14 protein-coding genes are annotated in these 18143 nt (G+C 68.2%); 7 read left to right on the plus strand and 7 right to left on the minus strand.

Annotated elements, in window-relative coordinates; all coding sequences use genetic code 11:
• Positions 1 to 102: 102 nt before the first annotated feature.
• Positions 103 to 861 carry a hypothetical protein gene (locus tag ACFTS5_RS23790; RefSeq protein ID WP_378634709.1) on the plus strand — a complete coding sequence of 253 codons (759 nt, stop codon included), beginning with the start codon at positions 103 to 105 and terminating at the stop codon, positions 859 to 861.
• 91 nt (positions 862 to 952) lie between these two features.
• On the opposite strand, the gene ACFTS5_RS23795 is transcribed toward ACFTS5_RS23790, so the two are convergent.
• The 6 genes from ACFTS5_RS23795 to ACFTS5_RS23820 form a co-directional block, all read right to left on the minus strand.
• Entirely contained in the window at positions 953 to 1537 is a 585-nt protein-coding gene (locus ACFTS5_RS23795) for a ribonuclease H (protein WP_378634712.1), read from the minus strand.
• Between the two features lie 10 nt (positions 1538 to 1547).
• Positions 1548 to 2021, minus strand: a complete 474-nt coding sequence (locus tag ACFTS5_RS23800) for an SRPBCC family protein (RefSeq protein ID WP_378634715.1) — start codon at positions 2019 to 2021, stop codon at positions 1548 to 1550.
• Positions 2022 to 2092: 71 nt separating this feature from the next.
• On the minus strand, positions 2093 to 3310 hold the full coding sequence (lhgO, locus tag ACFTS5_RS23805) for an L-2-hydroxyglutarate oxidase (RefSeq protein WP_378634718.1): 1218 nt from the start codon (positions 3308 to 3310) through the stop codon (positions 2093 to 2095).
• Positions 3307 to 4008: a hypothetical protein gene (locus ACFTS5_RS23810; RefSeq protein ID WP_378634720.1), complete on the minus strand. Its 702-nt coding sequence runs from the start codon at positions 4006 to 4008 to the stop codon at positions 3307 to 3309. The genes lhgO and ACFTS5_RS23810 overlap by 4 nt, the downstream gene beginning before the upstream one ends.
• 335 nt (positions 4009 to 4343) lie before the next feature.
• Positions 4344 to 5135 (minus strand): TIGR03084 family metal-binding protein, encoded by a 792-nt coding sequence (locus ACFTS5_RS23815; RefSeq protein WP_378634722.1) that lies wholly within the window; start codon positions 5133 to 5135, stop codon positions 4344 to 4346.
• A 99-nt stretch (positions 5136 to 5234) separates the two neighbouring features.
• Positions 5235 to 6590, minus strand: coding sequence for a hypothetical protein (locus tag ACFTS5_RS23820; protein ID WP_378634724.1), 1356 nt, complete (start codon positions 6588 to 6590; stop codon positions 5235 to 5237).
• 168 nt (positions 6591 to 6758) lie between these two features.
• On the opposite strand from ACFTS5_RS23820, the gene ACFTS5_RS23825 reads away from it, so the two are divergent.
• Positions 6759 to 7634: a 3-hydroxyacyl-CoA dehydrogenase family protein gene (locus tag ACFTS5_RS23825; protein WP_378634726.1), complete on the plus strand. Its 876-nt coding sequence runs from the start codon at positions 6759 to 6761 to the stop codon at positions 7632 to 7634.
• 4 nt (positions 7635 to 7638) lie between these two features.
• The gene (locus ACFTS5_RS23830; RefSeq protein WP_378634729.1) at positions 7639 to 8535 is read left to right on the plus strand and encodes a hypothetical protein; all 897 of its coding nucleotides are present in this window, start codon (positions 7639 to 7641) and stop codon (positions 8533 to 8535) included.
• A 106-nt stretch (positions 8536 to 8641) separates the two neighbouring features.
• On the opposite strand, the gene ACFTS5_RS23835 is transcribed toward ACFTS5_RS23830, so the two are convergent.
• The gene (locus ACFTS5_RS23835; protein ID WP_378634730.1) at positions 8642 to 8977 is read right to left on the minus strand and encodes a hypothetical protein; all 336 of its coding nucleotides are present in this window, start codon (positions 8975 to 8977) and stop codon (positions 8642 to 8644) included.
• A 122-nt stretch (positions 8978 to 9099) separates the two neighbouring features.
• On the opposite strand from ACFTS5_RS23835, the gene ACFTS5_RS23840 reads away from it, so the two are divergent.
• The 4 genes from ACFTS5_RS23840 (at position 9100) to ACFTS5_RS23855 (ending at position 17834) form a co-directional block, all read left to right on the plus strand.
• Positions 9100 to 11331: an AAA family ATPase gene (locus ACFTS5_RS23840; RefSeq protein ID WP_378634733.1), complete on the plus strand. Its 2232-nt coding sequence runs from the start codon at positions 9100 to 9102 to the stop codon at positions 11329 to 11331.
• A 117-nt stretch (positions 11332 to 11448) separates the two neighbouring features.
• Positions 11449 to 13245 (plus strand): HSP90 family protein, encoded by a 1797-nt coding sequence (locus tag ACFTS5_RS23845; protein WP_378634735.1) that lies wholly within the window; start codon positions 11449 to 11451, stop codon positions 13243 to 13245.
• Complete coding sequence (locus tag ACFTS5_RS23850; RefSeq protein WP_378634738.1) at positions 13245 to 16076, plus strand: hypothetical protein; 2832 nt, start codon at positions 13245 to 13247, stop codon at positions 16074 to 16076. Before ACFTS5_RS23845 ends, ACFTS5_RS23850 begins: the two co-directional genes overlap by 1 nt.
• A gap of 30 nt (positions 16077 to 16106) precedes the next feature.
• Positions 16107 to 17834, plus strand: coding sequence for a protein kinase (locus ACFTS5_RS23855; protein ID WP_378634740.1), 1728 nt, complete (start codon positions 16107 to 16109; stop codon positions 17832 to 17834).
• The last annotated feature ends 309 nt before the right edge of the window (positions 17835 to 18143 follow it).

Raw genomic sequence — 18143 nt, forward strand, 5'->3', positions numbered from 1 at the left:
GCTTGACCGGGCATACTCGCGGGGAGACGTGTGGCCCGGCTCACGGGTCACACACAGGAAATCGGTGCGTTATGTGCGCCGGGAAAGAGCAGGATTGATTCGATGACCAGCGACGATGCCCAGAGCAAGTCCGATGCTGCCGCGGCAGACAAGCCCGATCTGGCGAAGACCGACGACACCGTGAAGGGTGCGGCGGCGACTCCCGAGGTCGATCAGCCGACTGTCACAGCACAGACCGTGACCGAGGCGCCGGCTCCGGCCGCTGCCCCGAGCGCGGCATCGAGCTCGAAGGGCTGGATCGCCGCAGGTGTGGCCGGTGTGGTCGCGGTCGGCGCGATCACCGCGGGCGTGGTGTTCTTCCTGCAGAACAGCAACAAGGCCGAGAAGCTCGACGCGATCGCCGAGTCCACCAAGGCCGCCTGTGATTACGGCGCCATCCTGGCCAACTACGACTACTCCAAGGATCTCGACGGCTACATCGCGTCGATGAAGGCGGGCGCCACCGGCGACTACCTCAAGGAGTTCAGCGACGCCAGCGATGCGCTCAAGGGCGCGATGGTGCAGGCCCAGGTCAAGTCGACCGGTGAAGACGTGCAGTGCGCCTACATCTCGGGCAGCACCGACGACGTCAAGGCCATGGTCACCATGACCCAGTACCGCACCAACTTCACCCAGACCCAGCCCGACCGGATGATGTTCGCGATCGAGATGAGCCTCGAGCGCTCGGGCGACAAGTGGCTGGTCAGCAAGCTGGACTCGCCGTTGCTCAAGAACGGCGGCGGCGACGCCACCGGTGGTACGGCGCCCGGTCAGGCCGTTCCCTCTCCGGCTCCCGCGCCTGTCCCGACACCCGGGAACTGAGCGCACGGGAAACCGAGCCAATCGAAACGCCGCGGGCAGATTCATCGCCCGCGGCGTTTCGTTGTGCGGTCCCACTCCGGTCGCACCGCACCTAGAACAGGGTCAGAGTCCCTGCTACCGGTACATCAGCTGCGACCGACTTCCCTGTGGAGACCGAGTTCGTGGGGACAGGCGCCGCGGGTTCCCGGCGCCGAAGCCTTGCTGGTTCCGGCGCGACCGGGGCTGACTCGCGGCCGAGAGCCGGGTTCTCGCGGACAGCTCGGGCCGCTTCGCCTGCCAGTTTGTCGGCTTGTTCGTTGAAGTAGTTGCCCACGTGACCGCGGACCCAGCGGAACCGCACCGGTCCTTCGCGGCTGGTGATGGCCCGGTCGATCTGCTTGATGATCTCGACGTTCTTCACCGCGCCGCCGGTGGAGGTGCGCCAGCCGTTGCGTCGCCAGCTGGTGATCCATTCCGAGGCGCACTTGATGGCGTACTGGGAGTCGCTCTCGATGAGCATCGGTTCGGCGCCGGGGTGGGCGAGGATGGCTTCCAGCACTCCGCGCAGTTCCGCGATCTGGTTGGTGCCGCTGGCCGCGCCACCACTGTCGGCGGGCCCGGAATGATTCACCCATGCCCAGCCGATGGCACCACCGGGATTGCGCAGGCAGGACCCGTCGGTGCTCACGATGATCATGACCGCCACCCTAGGCGATGCGGCCGACAAGATCGGTACCGTGGAATGCCTCTATCTCCCTTCGCAACCGCGATTCCGTTCGGCGCAGTGCCGATTTCGCGGCCGCGTCGACGAGGCCGTGGCACAGGCGGCCGAACATGCCGCGTGGTGGTGGATAGTCGGCTTCGGAGGTCAGCACCGACCGTTCGTAGCCGAGTGGATCGAATCGCAGGGTAACGGTTCCGTATACCCGCCCACGCAGGGTATACCCGATGACGGCATTGCGCCGATATTCGGTGATCTCCACCGATGATCGCAGCGGGATCACGCCGAACAACCGGACTTTCACCGCGAACGCGGCGCCCAATCCCTGATCCGGTTCGCCCAGCGGCGCGACGTCGGTGACGCCGAACAGCCACTGCGGCGCGTGGCGGAAATCCTCGGTGTAGGCGAAGGCGGCATCGACCGGTGCGCCGACGTCACTCGCAAACCTGATGTGGCCCATCGGCCCTCCCTGCTCCGGATGGGTTTCCTCGCCCACGCGTACAGGAGCCAAAAGTACTACAAATCTCCTCTTTATTTAGCGGAATGGAGTTGTTCGACCAGGTATTCCGCGATCGGCATCGCCGACGTGGCGGCCGGGGACGGTGCGTTGAGCACGTGGATGGAGCGCGGCGTGCGTTCGATGAGGAAGTCGTGCACCAGCGTGCCGTCGCGCAGCACCGCCTGGGCCCGGATTCCCGCGCGGTGCGGGAGCAGATCGCCGGTGCCGAGTTCGGGGCAATATTTGCGGCACTCGGCGAGGTAGCCGCGCTTGAACACCGAATTGCGGAGCTCGCGGACCCCGGTGGCGAGATGGTCGCGGGCCACCCGGCGCACGCCGGCGAAGCTCAGCACGTCGATGGCGTCACGACGGTTCACGCTGCCCTTGCGATAACCCTCCCGCGACAGCCCGAGCACCGCGTTCGGGCCGACGGTGAGTTCACCGTCGATGGTGGGACTCAGGTGAACGCCGAGGAACGGCAGCGCGGGGTCGGGCACCGGATAGATCAGGGTGCGTACCAGATCCGATCGCTCGGCGGGGAGCCGGTAGTACTCGCCACGGAACGGAACGATACGAAAGTCGGTGTCGATACCGGCCTTTCGTGCCATCCGGTCGGCCTGCAGGCCCGCGCACACGATCAGCGTGCCCGCGGTGACCGAACCGCCCGGACCCGAAACCGTGACGGCGGAGACGCTCTCGGTGATCGCCTCGACAGCAGTGCCGAGCAGAATTTTGCCGCCCATCGACTCGACCTCGGCGGCGAGCGCGGCGGTGACCAACGTGTAGTCGATGATCCCCGTGGCGGGCACGAACAGCGCGCCGACCCCGCTGATCCGTGGTTCGCGCCGCCGCAGTTCGGCCGCGTCGATCGCCTCGACCTCCACGCCGTTGGCGATCGAACGCTCGTACAGCGCCAGCATCCGCGCGTGTTCGGCGGAATCGGTGGCTACCAGCAACTTTCCGCATTCACGGAACGGAATGTCGTGGGCCGCGGCGAATTCCTTCGTCCATCGCGCACCGGCCCGGCACAGCCGTGCCTTCAAACTGTCCGGGGGGTAATAGATCCCGGAGTGGATGACGCCGCTGTTGTGCCCGGTCTGATGCGCGCCGAGGGTGTCTTCCTTCTCGATGAGCACCAGGCTCGCCTCGGGATGCTGGGTCAGCAACCGATGCGCGGTGGCCACGCCGACGATGCCGCCGCCGACCACACAGAAGTCGTACGCACCGTTCGAGGTGCCGCGAGGAGTCACATGCCGACGGTAGTCGGCAGTTCCTCGGTCGAGGATCGCGGTGTCTCGGCGTCGCCCTCGTCTTCGTGCGATTCCGTGGCGGTGCCGGGGGTCTCGGCCGGTTCGGTGCCCGTGCCCTCGACCCGCAACGTATGGCTGCCGAGGCCGGGATCCGACAGCACGAAAACCAACTCGCCACGGCGCGCGTCGAATTCGGTGTGGAGCGCGGTGACCGCGGCCGGATCCACGGCCAGACCGAGGTATTTCGCCGCCACCGTCACCAGATTGGTGTCGACGGTGAACGCCACGGTGTCGCTGCGCGGCGGTGTCACCTGCGCGCCGACATAGGTGCCGCCGATCCCGACCCGCCCGGTCAGCGGTGAATTGCCAGGTCGCGCACCGACTCCGGACTGCTGTGCGGTGATCGGCGTGCGCGTGGCGGCGGGGTCGGAGCGCTCGGTGGACAGCGTCGGCGCGCCGAAGGACATGGCCAGCTCCACGCCGCCGACGCGGGGTGCGGAGTCCTCGGTCGAGAAGGGGCGGTGGTGGCCGGGATTCGGCGTCGCGGCCGGTCCCGCGAATTCGGTGGGCGGCGGTGCCAGTTCCGGCATGTGATTGACGATGTAGGCGCCCGCGGCCACGGTGAGGCAGAGGCTGGCGGCGCCGGAGAAGATGATCGCGGACAGGCGCACGATCTGAGCAGGTCGATGTGCGGTCACGATGCGGTTCCCTCCTGTGGCTGTGGGTATACCCGAGTAGAGCGGGCCCGCATCGTTGAAAGCCACGTGCTGATACCTACGGTACCGAGTACCGCGCGCGGTGACCGCCTCCCACGGCTGAGATCAGAGCCACATCCGAAACGGTGCCGTATCAGTCCTAGTCGGGGCGGGTTTTCGGCTGGGCAAGTGTTTCTCACACCCCGTATCGGGTATCTGAAGGGAGCAGGCGAGCGTCATTCACGACTGCCACGGTGGTCACCCCCGGCCAACGAAGTCCGGGGCAGTCGGCACGAATGGCGCTCTGGGAAGGCGCTCGCCTGTTCTTGTTCCGGCCCTCAGGCGAACTGGCCTGCGCGGCGGCCCGGTCCGGGCGGGCCCGCGAAGGCTTGGGCGATGCCGAGCCAGTGGTCGGCGTCCGGGCCCTCGGTGGTCAGGGCGGTGTCTTCGCGGTGGCGGCGTTGGGTCGCCACGAGGCAGAAGTCGATGGCGGGGCCGGTGACGCGCTGTGGTGCGTCCTCGGGGCCCCAGGTCCAGACAGTGCCGTCGGGGGCGGTCAGTTCCACGCGGAATTCATCGGTGGGGCCGGATTCGCCGTTGACCAGGTAGGCGTAGTTCCTGGCGCGGACGCTGATGTGGGCGACCGTGCGCAGGCGGGCGGTGGGCACGCGGGTGACGTCGAGCGCGTCGGCGACGTCCTGGCCGTGGGCCCAGGTTTCCATGATGCGGGCCGAGATCATCGACGCGGCACTCATCGGCGGGCCGAACCAGGGCAGTTTGGTGCCCGCGGGGACGGCGGCCAGCGCGGCGATCAGCTGCTCGCGTCCGGTCTGCCAGCGAACCAGCAGGTCGGCGGGTGGGGTCTGGGCGATTTCCTCGGCGCCGTCGTCGACGATGGTCAAGCCGCGCGGGGCCGCTTCGGCGAGGAAGGCCGCGAAGCCCTCGGCGTCGGTGGCGGCGATCAGCGATACCTCGTCGGTCCAGGTCAGGTGGGCGATCTGGGTGGCGATGTCCCAGCGTGGCGCGGGTGTCGGCGTCTTCCACTGCTCGGGGGTCAGCGGTGCGACCAGGTTTTCCAGATCCGCGCATTCGGCGGCGTAATCGTCGAGCAGCGCTGCGAGGTCAGCCATGGAGTTCCCTTGCCGATCATGGCGCGACCCGGTACCGGTGCGCCGTCGTCACCAAGAGTCGCAGCGACCGTCAAAAAATGCAAGCACGCGTGCTTGTTATTACCAGCCGAAGGTCAGCAGGTGGAGCGCGCCGACGCCGATGCCGAGCGCCCCGCCGTGTAGATACAGCAACCACGCGTCCTGTTCGACCGACGCGTAGAACATCTCCATGAACTCGCCGGGCGTCAAGGTCCGCAGCTTGCGCGCCGCGAAGTCGTCGATCTTCTTCGCCTGTTCCAGCACGAACTGCTCGTCCTCGATCATCGTGCGCGCCGAAACCAGCCCGGCGCCCGCACCCGAGACCGCCAGATTCTCGAACTGTTTCTTACCGAGTGCGGCCCGCACCATGAAGGCGGTCGCGCCGAGCTGCTTGTGGATCTCCTCCGACACCACCCGCTCGATGAGCTGACGAGTCTTGTCCCCATTCGGCCCTTCCAGGAGCTCGACGGACAGGTTCTCCACGGTCAGCACCTGGTAGGCCAGGATGTGGGCGAGGTCGGTGGCGGCCTGTGGCTGACGCTTGGCCAGCAGCGCCTGACGCCACAGATACTTGTAGCGCGGCTGCGGATCGCCGGGTTCGAACACCATCTTGATCGCGATCACGTTCACCGTCACGCCGATCATGGCCGACGCGAACAGCACGATCACCCAGGCCGGGATCGCGCCGAAGTACGGGATCTTCGAGTGCACATGCAGGTAGAGCGCCAGAATCAGGCCGAACGGCGCGCCGAGCAGACCGATCCGCGCCATGAACTTGAGCTCGGGCGCGGCGATGGTGGTGGTCAGGTCCTTCAGGATGGCCGGGTTCTTCTCCAGGTACCGGATCACGAAGTTCTTCACGTCGAGCAGCTGGTCGATATTGTCGCCCAGGCTCTCGAACGCGCGCCGGCACAGCGCGGGCAGCTGCCGGTCGACCCGCTGGTAGATGGCCTGTTTCACGGGTCTGGGTAGCGAGCGCCACAGGTCGGGGTTCTCCCGGTACATGATCTCGTCGACGATCGGCTGCACCTGGTCGCGCGCCCGTTCGGCGAGATAGTCGCCGATCCCGTCGAGGTCGAGTTCATGGATGAAGTCGCGTGGGCTGCCGATCCGCAACAGCGCCGAGTCGACGCAGATGCTCGCCATCTTCTCCGCGCGTGCCGGGATGAAGCCCTGGAAGCCGAGCATGCGCCCGTCACCGGAGAACGTGGGCAGCACTTGCACGCGCCGCGGTAGGTACGGGTACAGCACGTGCAGCAGCGGCACCCGGAAGCCCTTGAAGTACAGCGGCCAGAACAGCATCAGCACGCCGGTCCAGTTGGTGAGCCAACCGGCGAGCGCGCTGAAGATGGGGAAACTGATCAGCTCGACGACGAACTTCGACTGCCCCGTCAGCTCTTCCCAATCGATGAAGAGTCCGGAGGCCAGTGTGGTCATCGAGGAGCCCCCTAGTGCTGACGCGCGAAATACGTGAAGAACGTGAGGATAAGGCAATCACATTCTGACCGGTCGTGACGGGGTGTCAACGCAAGTCGGCGCTACGCTGACAAGGCTGTTGTCTGCGTCACTGAGTTCTTCCCCGTCGCCTGTGCAAAGGGAGTCGCTGTGAGCAATGTTCCGAAGAATCATTTCGAGCGTCCGGTCGCGGTGATCGGTGGTGGCACCCTGGGCAGACGGATCGCCCTGATGTTCGCCACCAGGGGCGGCGAGGTGCGCATCATCGATCCCGCCGGTGAGGTCGGCAACGCGGCTGTGGCCTTCGTGGAGAAACAGCTGCCCGAGGTGGCCGCCACGGTGCCCGACGGCAAGCCGGGCACCGCGGAGTATGTGCCCGATCAGGCGATCGGCGTGAAGGGCGCGTGGCTGGTGGTCGAGGCGGTGCCGGAGATCCTCGACCTGAAGAAGAAGGTCTTCGCCCAGCTCGATGCCGATGCCGATGCCGATGCGATCGTCGCCTCGAACTCGTCGTCGTACGCGAGCCGGTTGTTCACCGAGGGTTTGCAGACCAACGACCGGATGCTCAACACCCACTTCTATATGCCGCCGCAGTCGACGGTGCTCGACGTGATGTCGGACGGTCACACGTCCCGAGACGTCCTCGACTTCGTCCTGAAGACCTTCCCGGCGTACGGCCTGTACCCGTACCTGGTGCGCAAGGAGTCGACCGGCTTCATCTTCAACCGCATCTGGGCCGCCATCAAGCGCGAGTCGCTCGAGGTGGTTCACGAGGGTGTGTCGATTCCCCATGATGTCGACGAGATGTTCATGCGGAATTTCGGCACCAAGGCGGGTCCGTTCCGGATGATGGACCAGGTGGGCCTGGATGTGGTGCTCGATATCGAGGAGCACTACGAGCAGGAGAACCCGAACCTGCCGAAGGGTCCGGTCGAGCTGCTGAAGAAATATGTCGACGCGGGCAAACTCGGAGTGAAGTCGGGTGAGGGTTTCTACGACGACTACCCGAAGCCGAAGCAGGACTGAGCCCGTGACCGAGATAGTGGCGTTGGACCTCAAAGCAGGTGCGATGCACGCCATTTCGCTGGACGGCAAACACGTGCGCACCGTGGTCGACGGCCTCGATCGATTTCCCGACGGTGTCGTCGTCGACAAATTGCGTGGCCATATCTATTGGACCAACATGGGCACCCCCGACGCGCGGCCGGAGCCGGGCGTCGAACCGGAGTTCTTCTCCCGCAACGGTTCCATCGAACGGGTCGACCTCGACGGCGGCAACCGCACCACGATCGTCCCGATCGGCGCCTTCACCACCGGCAAACAGCTCGCCGCCGATTTCGAAGGGGGCAGGCTGTATTGGTGTGATCGCGAGGGCATGCAGGTTCTCACCTGTGATCTGAACGGTGACGACCTGCACGCCCTCGTGGTGACCGGCGAGGGCGATGCCGACGCCTACCTCCCGCGCAACTGGTGCGTCGGCATCTGCCTCGACCTCGACCGCCGCCTGCTCTACTGGACTCAGAAGGGCGCGGCCAAGGGCGGCGAGGGCCGGATCTTCCGCACTCGGATGGATCTGCCCCCCGGCGCGGATCCGGCCGCCCGCACCGATATCGAGCTGCTCTGGGAGAACCTGCCCGAGCCGATCGATGTCGAACTCCACGGTGTCGGCGATCTCGTCTGGACCGACCGCGGTGCCGCCCCCCACGGCAACGCGCTGTACGAGGCCAAGGTCCAGCCGGAGGTCGGCACCCCGGCGATCATCTCCACCGGCTACCGCGAGGCGATCGGCGTCACCGGGTTCGATTCCCGCTTCTATGTGAGCGATCTCGGCGGCACGATCCGCCTGGTCGACGTCGGCACCGGTACCGATACCGACCTGGTCCGGATCGGCAGCCCGCTCACCGGTATCGCGCTGGCCGACCTGTAGCGCCGCGGTTTCCGCTCGGGGGTGGGAACCGCCGGCCGCAGGACGGCTTGCACGGCGAGGCCGACACACCGGCCGACGGGCATCCGGCTGCCCAGCAGGATCAGGTTCATGACACTGCCGCCCTGGCGTAGATGGCGGCCCGGTCGCGGTGGGTGAGTACCGGGCAGATCTCCACCCGGTCGGGGCCGGGCAGCAGCGCGGGGTCCTCCCCCGGCAGCAGTTCGGTGGCCAGGATCGCTTCGCGTACCGCGTGCAGGGCTTCCTCGGTCTCGGCGACGCCGATCACGATTCCGGAGCCGTCGGCGCGGCGCAGTTCGTAGAAGTCGAGCAGCCCCGGCACTCCCGCGACGGCGGGCTCGATGCGGTTGGCGTTGGCGAAGTCGACGGCGGCGAGTTCGGTCGCCGTGCGTGGCTGGTCGAACCAGACGACATGTGCGTACATGATTTCATCTCCTGAACTGGGGGAATCGGATAGATCAAGCGTCGCGCCGAACGGCGTCGCGCGGATCAGTGCCGGTACGTATTCGCAGTACTGAACTCGCGCCCGCGCGAGATACTGATGCGGTGCAGACTCCGGCCGTCGGACGGCATGAGGAGATCGCCCGCCTGCGCGCCGCCGTCATGGCCGCGGCCTCGGGTGCGGGCAGATTCGTGCTGGTCAGCGGCACGGCGGGGATCGGCAAATCGTGGTTGGCCGAGCATGTCGGCACGCTGGCCGCCGAGGCGGGATTGCGGGTTGCCCGCGGCAGTGCCCTCGACGACGCGGGGATGCCGCCGCTGTGGCCGTGGCGCCGGGCCGCGCGCGAGCTCCCCGAACTGGCCGCTGCCCTCGACACTGTCACCGAACCCGGTGGCGGGCCCGCCGCCCAGCGCTTCCGGATGTTCACCGAGGTCGCCGATGTCCTCGTCGGGGCCGCCGCGCCGTCGGGTTTGCTGCTGGTGCTCGAGGATCTGCACTGGTCCGATCCCACGTCGCTGGCGCTGCTCACCCACGTGGCGACCGAAACGCCGCGCACCAAGGTGCTCATCGTCGCCACCGCCCGCGAACCGATGGGCGAAACCCTGCTCGCCGACCAGCCCGACTGGCTGCGGCTGCCGCACTTCCAATCCCTGCCGGTACCAGGCCTTTCCGAACACGAGGTCCGCTACTGGCTCGAACAGCGCGGCCTCACCCCGGATCTCGCGCACCGCGTTCATGAACGCACCGGCGGTACTCCCCTGCTGGTCCGCCTGGTCATCGATGCCGACATGGGCACCGGCGAGGACCCACTTCTGTCGGTCCCCGGAATCCGTCGCCTGATCCTCGCCCAGCTCGACCGTATCGATCCCATGGCCATCGAGGTTCTCGGTGCGGCGAGCGTGCTCGGCGAACGCATCGATACCGAATTGCTGGCGCAGGTCTACGGATCGGTGCTGCTGCCGGAGGCCGTTCCGGCTTCCGATGCGGTGACGGTGGCCCTCGATGCGGCATCCGCGGCCGGAATCGTCCGTCGTTTCGCCGACGACACAACGGGTTTCACACACGCTTTGGTACGCGATGCCGTGTACGCCGACCTCGCCCCCTCGCGGCGAGCGGCCTGTCACCGTGCGGCAGCTGAGGTACTGAGTGGGCGAGGTGGCCCGGATTCGGCGGTGGCGGGGGCGATCGCGACCCACTGGCGGCAGGCGAGCGGCTGTGCGGACTCGCCGTCAGGTCGCCATTGGTCTCGCCGGGCCGCACGATCGGCCCGCGCGAGTGCCGCCTATGCCGAGGCAATCCGATTCGGGCAGTGGGCCATCGATGCCGCGGGCGTCACCGCGTCCGATGCCGAGCGCGCCGAGCTGCTGATCGAGCTGGCGCGCGACGAGTTCGCCGCCGGTTGGGTGGCCACGAGCCTCGACCACTGCGTCGAGGCGGGCGCGTCGGCCGAACGAGCAGACCGCCCCGACCTGCTCGCGGAAGCCGGCCTGGTGGTGCAGGGCGTCACCACCCCGACCGTGATGACGCAACTGGATACGCTCTGCGGCAAGGCATTACGACTGCTCGAACCCGAGAAGCATCCCGACCTGATCGCCCGCATCCTCGCGCAGCGCGCCCTGTCGGCCGCCGACCGCGGCGCGGGTGCGCGGGCAAGGGAACTCTCCGACCGGGCCATGCGCGCCGCCGAACGGTCCACCGATCCCGACGTCGTCCTCGACGCGATCCACGCCCGCCACCTCTCTCTCGCGGCCGTGGACTTCCTGGCGGAGCGAACGGCGCTCGCGGCCAAGGCGATCGAGATCGCGGCCGACGCCGAGCAGCCGCTGGCACAACTCTGGGGATACGTGTGGACAGCTGACGCGGCCCTGCAACGCGGCGACCTGCTCGCCTTCGACAACGCCCGCGTCGCAGGCCATCTCGACGCCGCCGTCGACCTCTACCACCAGGGCCTGACGATGGACACCGCGATCGGGGCCCGCCCCTTCGTCGCCCTCGGCCACCTCGGCCTGGCCCGCACCCTCTTCGCCCGTGGCGACCTCCCCGCCGCCCGCGAAGCCGCCGACCGGGCCGCCGCCGCCTTCCGCCGCCTCGACATGCCACACCGCCTGCGCGCGGCCGACGCCCTGCTCGCCGGCATCACCACCGCCGCTCGCACCGCCGACCCACTGACCCGCCGCGAACGCGAAGTGCACGACCTCGTCGCCACCGGCCTCACCAACCGGGAAATCGCGACCCACCTGGTCCTTTCCGAGCGCACGGTGGAAACCCACGTCCGCAATATCCTCGCCAAACTCGCCGTCACCAACCGCACCGAGCTCACCCGAGGTTCCCACTGACCGCACCCCGGCCGGCGGGTTCCCGGCGCAGCAGAGCGCGAAGAACTGCGGCGCCAGCCGCCGGAGATCCAGTTACAGTGACCCAGCGGATGGTCAGCGTTTTGGGAGGGAACCCCGGTGGAGCAGGTATTCCAGGTCGACTTGCGGGGCATCGTCGACCTGCTCAGCCATCACCTGTACGGCAGTCCACGGGTCTACGTCCGCGAGTTGCTGCAGAACGCGGTCGACGCCATCACCGCCCGCCACGCCCTCGACCCACAGGCTCGCGCGCAGGTGAGGATCGAGACGCCCGGGAGCACCGGTGACGGCACCATCCGTGTCCATGACAGCGGTGTCGGCCTGACCGAGGCCGAGGTGCACACCTTCCTCGCCACGATCGGCCGCAGCGGCAAGCGCGACGACCTCGGCTTCGCCCGGCACGAGTTCCTCGGCCAGTTCGGCATCGGCCTGCTGTCGTGCTTCCTGGTCGCGGACGAGGCCGAGGTTCTCACCCGGTCCGCGCGCGGCGGCCCGACCGTGCGCTGGACCGGTTTCGCCGACGGCCGCTACCGCGTCGAGCCCGCCGCGCTGGAACGCGACGAACCCGGCACCACCGTGATCCTCGCGCCCCGCCGCGGCGCCGAGCAGTGGCTCACCCCGACGACCGTCGTCGAGCTGGCGCGGCTGTTCGGTAGCCTGCTGCCGTTCGAGGTCACCGTCGACGGTCAGCCGATCACCGAGCCCGAAGTCCCGTGGCGCGCAACCCACCCCACCCCTTCGGACCGCACGAACGCGCTCGCCGCGTACGCGGAGGACACCTTCGGTTTCACCCCGTTCGCCACCTTCGATCTCGCGTGCGCCGAATCCGGTGTCAGCGGTGTGGCTTTCGTGCTTCCGCAGCCGGTCAACCCGGCGGCGAAGGTCGGACACCGCGTGTATCTGAAGCGAATGCTGCTGGCGGAGAGCGTCACCGGCCTGCTGCCCGACTGGGCCTTCTTCGTCCGCTGCGTGGTCGACACCACCGAGCTGCGCCCCACCGCGAGCCGCGAAGCCCTCTACGAGGACGACCTGCTGGAGAGCACGAGGGAGGCGCTCGGCGGCCGGATCAGGGACTGGCTGGTGGAACTGTCCACCTCCGACCCGTCCGCGCTGCACCGGTTCCTGCGTATTCACGATCTCGGCGTGAAGGCCCTCGCCCTGCACGACGACGACATGTTGCGTCTGGTCGACCGCTGGTTGCCGGTGGAGACCAACGCGGGCCAGATCCCGCTCGCCGAATTCCGCCGCCGTTTCGGCGAGGTCCGCTACACCCCGTCGGTGGAGGAGTTCCGCCAGCTCGCCGCGGTGGCGAGCGCCGCGGGCATCGGCCTGGTGAACGGCGGCTACTCCTACATCACCGATATTCTCGAGCGCTTGCCCGCGATCGATCCCGAGATCCGGGTGCGCCGTTTGGATCCCGCCGAACTGGCCACCCATTTCGACCTCGTCGATCCGGCGACCGAGCTGGCGCTTCGGCCCTTCCTGACCACCGCCCAGCGGGTGCTCGACCGCCTCGAATGTGAAGTGGTACTGCGCACTTTCGATCCGCCGTCGCTGGCCGCGCTGTATCTGCTCGACCGCGATGCCCAGCATCGCGCCGAACTGCGCGCCACCCGCGAGGTCGCCGACGAACTGTGGGCCGATGTTCTGGGCGCCTTCGATACCGACCAGGCGGGCGACCGTCCGCAGCTCGTGCTCAACTACCGGAATCCGCTGGTACGCCGCATCACCGGGCTCGCCGACGCCCGTTTGGTCACCACGGCGGTCGAGGCGCTCTACAGTCAGGCGCTGCTGCTGGGCCAGCACCCGATGCGGCCGGTCGACACCGCGCTGCTGAACAAATCATTCGTCGGGTTGCTCGACTGGGCGGTTCACGATCCCCGGGGAGAGCTCTGATGTCCGACGCCAACACCCCCGACGACCTGCAACGGCTGCTGTTCCAGGCCTACGACATGCCCTACGGTGACGCTAAAGACGCACTGCTGGAACAGGTGCTGCGGCACGCGGAGGCGGGCGCGCACACCGAGCTCGCGTTCCACGTGCGCATGGCGATGGTCGACGCGTACGGCCACGGGATGAGCCCGGCCAAATTGTTCGTCCCGTTCGCCCGCTGCCTGGCCGAATACGATCGCGACCCCGGCGCCCACGAGTCGTGGGTGGCGCCGTCGCTGCGATGGAAGTTCAAGACCGCGGTGGGCGCGATGACGAAATTCCCCGAGGTACCGATGGATCGGGCGCTGGCCGCTCTCGATCAGATGGAACGGCGCTATCGGGTCGAGGGTCAGAGCCTGAACGCGGTGTACGGCCGTCGGCATCGGGTGGCGGTTCACATCGGCGATCTCGACGCGGCCGCCGAGTGGTACGAAAGGTGGTGCACCACACCTCGTGACGAGAACTCCGATTGTGAAGGCTGTGACCCCACCAACCGGGTCGCCTGGCTGGCGAGCCAGGGCCGCGACATCGAAGCCGTCGAGCTGGCCGCTCCGGTCCTCGCTGGTGAACTCGGCTGTTCCGAGCAACCGCAGCTCATCCTGACCGAACTGCTGCTGCCCTACCTGCGCACCGGTCAGCTCGACGAGGCGCGCAGCGCGCACCGCCGCTCCTACCGCCTGCTGCGCACCAAGCCGCAGGACCTCGCCGCGATCGGCGACCACCTCGAGTTCTGCGCGCTGTCGGGCAATCAGGTGCGCGGCCTGGAACTGCTCGACCGCCATTTCTCCTGGCTCGATCGCGCGCCGAGCCCGAAGGACGCGCTCGCCTTCCTGACCTGCGCGGCGCTGCTCCTGCGCACCCTCGTCGATGCGGGCAACGGTGATACGTTGCTCCGCCGCCCGGCCGCCGCCGATCGCCCCGCCGCCGAATCCACCGCGCGCGCGATGCTGGTGGAGCTCACCGACGAGGCACTGGCCATCGCCGCCCGCTTCGATCACCGCAACGGCACCGACCACCAGACGGCATCGGTCCACCAGAAGCTGGCGAGCCGGCCGATCGTCGACTACCTGCCGCTGTCCGCGGCCGCCGCGCACCGGGTACCGGTCGAGCGGGGTCCGGCGGCCGCGGCGGTCGAGATCCCCGAGCTCACCACCCTCGAACTGATCGAACGCGCGGAGCAGGCGACCACACAGTACGCGCACGCCGAGATATTGGCCCTGGCAGAGCGGTTGGCGGCCGAGCCGGAGCCGGGCGATCCGAGTCTGGCCGGGCGGCGCGCCTCCGTGCTGGCCGGCGCGGCCTTGCGGACGACCGATCACGATCATGCCGAATCGCTGTTACGCCGGGCGGCAGAGTTATTCGCCGCGACAGGCGAGCAGGATCGCCGTCAATCCGACCTGGGCCGGCTCGGGCTGCTCCTCAGTAGGCACGGCGACGTGGCGGAAGCTGTCAACCTGCTGCGCGATTCCCTGTCGCACCTGGGGAATTCGCCGGAACCGCAGACGAGAGCGGCTGCGACGCTGAGGCTTTCCGGCGGCATGTTCGCACTGTTCGATCGCGGCGAGCTGTCCGAGGACGATGCCGCCGAGCTACCGGCGTTGCTCGACCGGGCCGCGGCCGACGCCGCCGAGGCGGGCGAGGACATCCTGCTCGGTGATGTCGCCCGGCACCGAATGTATTTGCACCAGAACAATGCTGAACTCGCCGACGCGGCAGCGGCGGGACAGGAAGCCGTCGCGGCGTATCGCCGGACCGGTCAGGCGTGGCGGGTAGCCGATGTGGCCCAGTACCTTTCCGGAATTCACCTCGACGCGGGCGATTCGACCGCGGCGCTGGAGATGATCGATGAGGCGGTTCGGCTGGTCGACGCCGACTTCCCCGACAGCGTGCGCCTCATCGTGCACGCCCGGCGCGGTGCCCTGCTCATCCACCTGAACAGGCACGAGGAGGCAGTCAGCGAGCTGTTGACCGCCATCGCGGTCGGTATCGCGGCAGGTAGTTCGCAGGTGCCGTACGTGCACTGGGATCTGGCTGTCGCCTACCGCGCCGTCGGCCAGTTGCTCGACGCCGCCGACCAGGCCGAAGAGGCGATCGCCGGGCTGGAGCGCGCCGGGGCCGTCGAGCAGGCCAGGACCTGCCGCTTTCTGCTGGTCGATCTGCATCGCCGGCTGGATGAGGACGAACAGGCACTCACCGTCCTCGACGAGATCATCGAATTCGACCGTGCCACCGGCAATCTCGGCGGCGAATCCCATGCCCTCGTCGAGACCGCCGATCTGCTCGACGTGCTCGATCGCGATGCCGAGGCCGCCGAACGCTACGCGCTGGCCGCCGAGGTCGCCGAGAGATTCGGTGATCCGGTGCGCGTCGCCTACTGCCGCTACAGCGCCGCGCTGTCGCTGCACTGGACCGGCGACTCCGCCGCCGCGATCACGGCCGTCACGGCCTCCGACGAAGCGATCGCGACGCTCGCCACCGCCCACCCGGACACTGAACTGCTCACCTGGCACACAGCCCGGCACAACCACAACGCCGCCCGGATCCTGCGTCGCGCGCAGCGCCCCGACGAGGCCCTTCCGCGCGCAGACGCCGCCGCGGCGGGCTTCCGCGCCATCGAGGCAGGCGACCAGGCCATCCGTTCCGACTACGAGCGCGCCGTACTCCTCATCGAGCTGAACCGCCCCACCGAAGCCGAGAAGATCCTCACCGAGGCCGTCGCGGAATTGGCCGACGACCACGCCGCCAAGCCGATGCTGTCGGAACTGCTGGCCGAGACCCGAGCCCAGCTCGCCTGACGCGCCCCTGATCCGAAGGAACCACCCGCGATGCAACCGCTCGACCCGAACGATCCTCGGCGGATCGGCGACTACCGACTGCTGGGCGTGCTGGGTGCCGGGGGCATGGGCAAGGTGTATCTGGGCCGGAATCCGGGCGGGCGCACGGTCGCCGTGAAGGTGATCCGCCCGGATCTGATCGATGCGGAGTTCCGTGCGAGATTCCGTCGTGAGGTCGCGGCGGCTCAGCGCGTCGGCGGCGCCTACACCGCGCCGGTGCTCGACGCCGATGTCGATGCGCGGGCGCCGTGGCTGGCCACCGGCTATGTCGCCGGGATCTCGTTGACCGACGCGGTAACCCAGTTCGGGCCGTTCGCCGAGCCCACGCTGCTGGCGTTGGCACACGGGCTCGCCGAAGCGCTCGTGGCGGTGCACGCGGCAGGCATCGTGCACCGCGACCTGAAGCCCTCGAACGTGATGCTCGCGATCGACGGCCCCAAGGTGATCGATTTCGGCATTGCCAGGGTGATCGCGGATTCCGCCCTCACCACCACCGGAAAGTTCCTCGGCTCACCGGGTTTCATGTGCCCCGAGCAGGTGAGCGGCGAAACCCTCAGTCCCGCCTGCGATGTCTTCGCCCTCGGCGGCGTCCTCACCTTCGCCGCCGCGGGTCACGGCCCCTTCGGCACGGCCGAGGTGATGCAGATGCTCTGGCGCATCGTGTACGAGGAACCCCGTCTCGAGGCTCTTCCTTCCGCCCTGCGACCGCTCGTCTCGTCCTGCTTGGCCAAAGACCCCGCTGCCAGACCGACCCCGGAACAAGTCCTTTCGGAACTGGCCCACATCGGCACTGCCGAACGAACCGGTTGGCTGCCGCCACAAGTCGTCGCGCACATCAGTACCAGCGCCGTCCGGCTGCTCGACCTGGATTTCGATCCTGCCGACCCACCCGGCGCATCGCAGCTCGATGCCGCCGCGATTTCCGCACCAGGCTGGTCGACCGGCACCTCGGTACCGAACCTGCCGGCCGCGAACCCGGCGCAGGTCTCTCCGACCGGCTCCTCGAGACCGCACGGACCGACCGTCACCAGCGGATCGCCGCCGACTCCCTATGGACACCCCGGCGAATTCACCCCGCCGCCCTTTGTGGTCGCGCACAATTCCGCCGACACGTTCACCGGTCGCCCGCCGCCCGCGCCGGCACGTGCCACCGCGTCGCGACGAACCCGGACTCTGCTGATCGCCGCGTCCGCGATGGTGGCGGTGGCGGTGGCGGGTGGCGCCTATCTGATCGGGACCCAACTGAATGCCGGGTCCACCGGCGGTACCGGATCGAGTACCACCGCCGCCTCGACCTCCGTCGCTTCGAGCTCGACCGAGACCGCCCCCAGCTCGACCGAGACCGCACCCAGCTCGACTGCCACCGGATCGGGCGCGGCCTCCGTCCCGGCCGAGTTCGTCGGCACCTGGAAGGGCCGTGCCGCCGACGGCCCGGTCCAGTTCGACATCGAACTCACCATCGCCGCGGGTGCGGTCGGTCAGGAACTCGCGACCTCGGCCAACACCGGCGCCGTGTCCCGCGACCGCTGTGGCCGTGCGGAAACCCTCACCGAGGCCACCGCGCAGCGCCTCACCTTCCGGGCCAGACTCACCGCTGGTAGCGGATGCTTCGACGAGGGGGCTACCTCGACGGTCACTCTGCAACCCGACGGCACGCTGGCCTATCGAACCCCGGGTGTCCTCGGCGGCACCATCGCCGGCACCCTGCGGAAGGGCTGACGATGCGCTCCGACCGAACTGGAACAGGTTGCTACCGGATAGCCCGCGATGCCCGCGGCTCAGGTGCACCCGGTCGTTCGTCCAGTAGCAAACCTCTACGTGAAACGCGGTGTCGCGCCGCTGACGGGCTGCGCTGTCAATCCATACCCGCAGGTAACGTCGGTCTCGCAAACTCTCCCGTTGCGATCTGGGTCACTAATATGTCAAACTCTCGCCCACACTGTGAAGCCAGTCGGTCTCACAATGTCGGGAAAGGGAGTCGATTGAGCGGGCGGCAGGTGAGCAGAGTTGCCACCGCCTCGAAGGCTG

This window comes from Nocardia sp. NPDC056952 (genome assembly GCF_042674185.1).
In the GTDB taxonomy this organism is placed as follows: Bacteria; Actinomycetota; Actinomycetes; order Mycobacteriales; family Mycobacteriaceae; genus Nocardia.

Bases quoted from the DNA above. Each gene is read 5' to 3' on its own strand.
- ACFTS5_RS23850 (WP_378634738.1), top strand. From the start codon at position 13,245: ATGTCCGACGCCAACACCCCCGACGACCTGCAACGGCTGCTGTTCCAG.
- ACFTS5_RS23790 (WP_378634709.1), top strand. From the start codon at position 103: ATGACCAGCGACGATGCCCAGAGCAAGTCCGATGCTGCCGCGGCAGAC.
- ACFTS5_RS23815 (WP_378634722.1), bottom strand. From the start codon at position 5,135: ATGGCTGACCTCGCAGCGCTGCTCGACGATTACGCCGCCGAATGCGCG.
- ACFTS5_RS23800 (WP_378634715.1), bottom strand. From the start codon at position 2,021: ATGGGCCACATCAGGTTTGCGAGTGACGTCGGCGCACCGGTCGATGCC.
- ACFTS5_RS23795 (WP_378634712.1), bottom strand. From the start codon at position 1,537: ATGATCATCGTGAGCACCGACGGGTCCTGCCTGCGCAATCCCGGTGGT.
- ACFTS5_RS23835 (WP_378634730.1), bottom strand. From the start codon at position 8,977: ATGTACGCACATGTCGTCTGGTTCGACCAGCCACGCACGGCGACCGAA.
- ACFTS5_RS23855 (WP_378634740.1), top strand. From the start codon at position 16,107: ATGCAACCGCTCGACCCGAACGATCCTCGGCGGATCGGCGACTACCGA.
- ACFTS5_RS23820 (WP_378634724.1), bottom strand. From the start codon at position 6,590: ATGACCACACTGGCCTCCGGACTCTTCATCGATTGGGAAGAGCTGACG.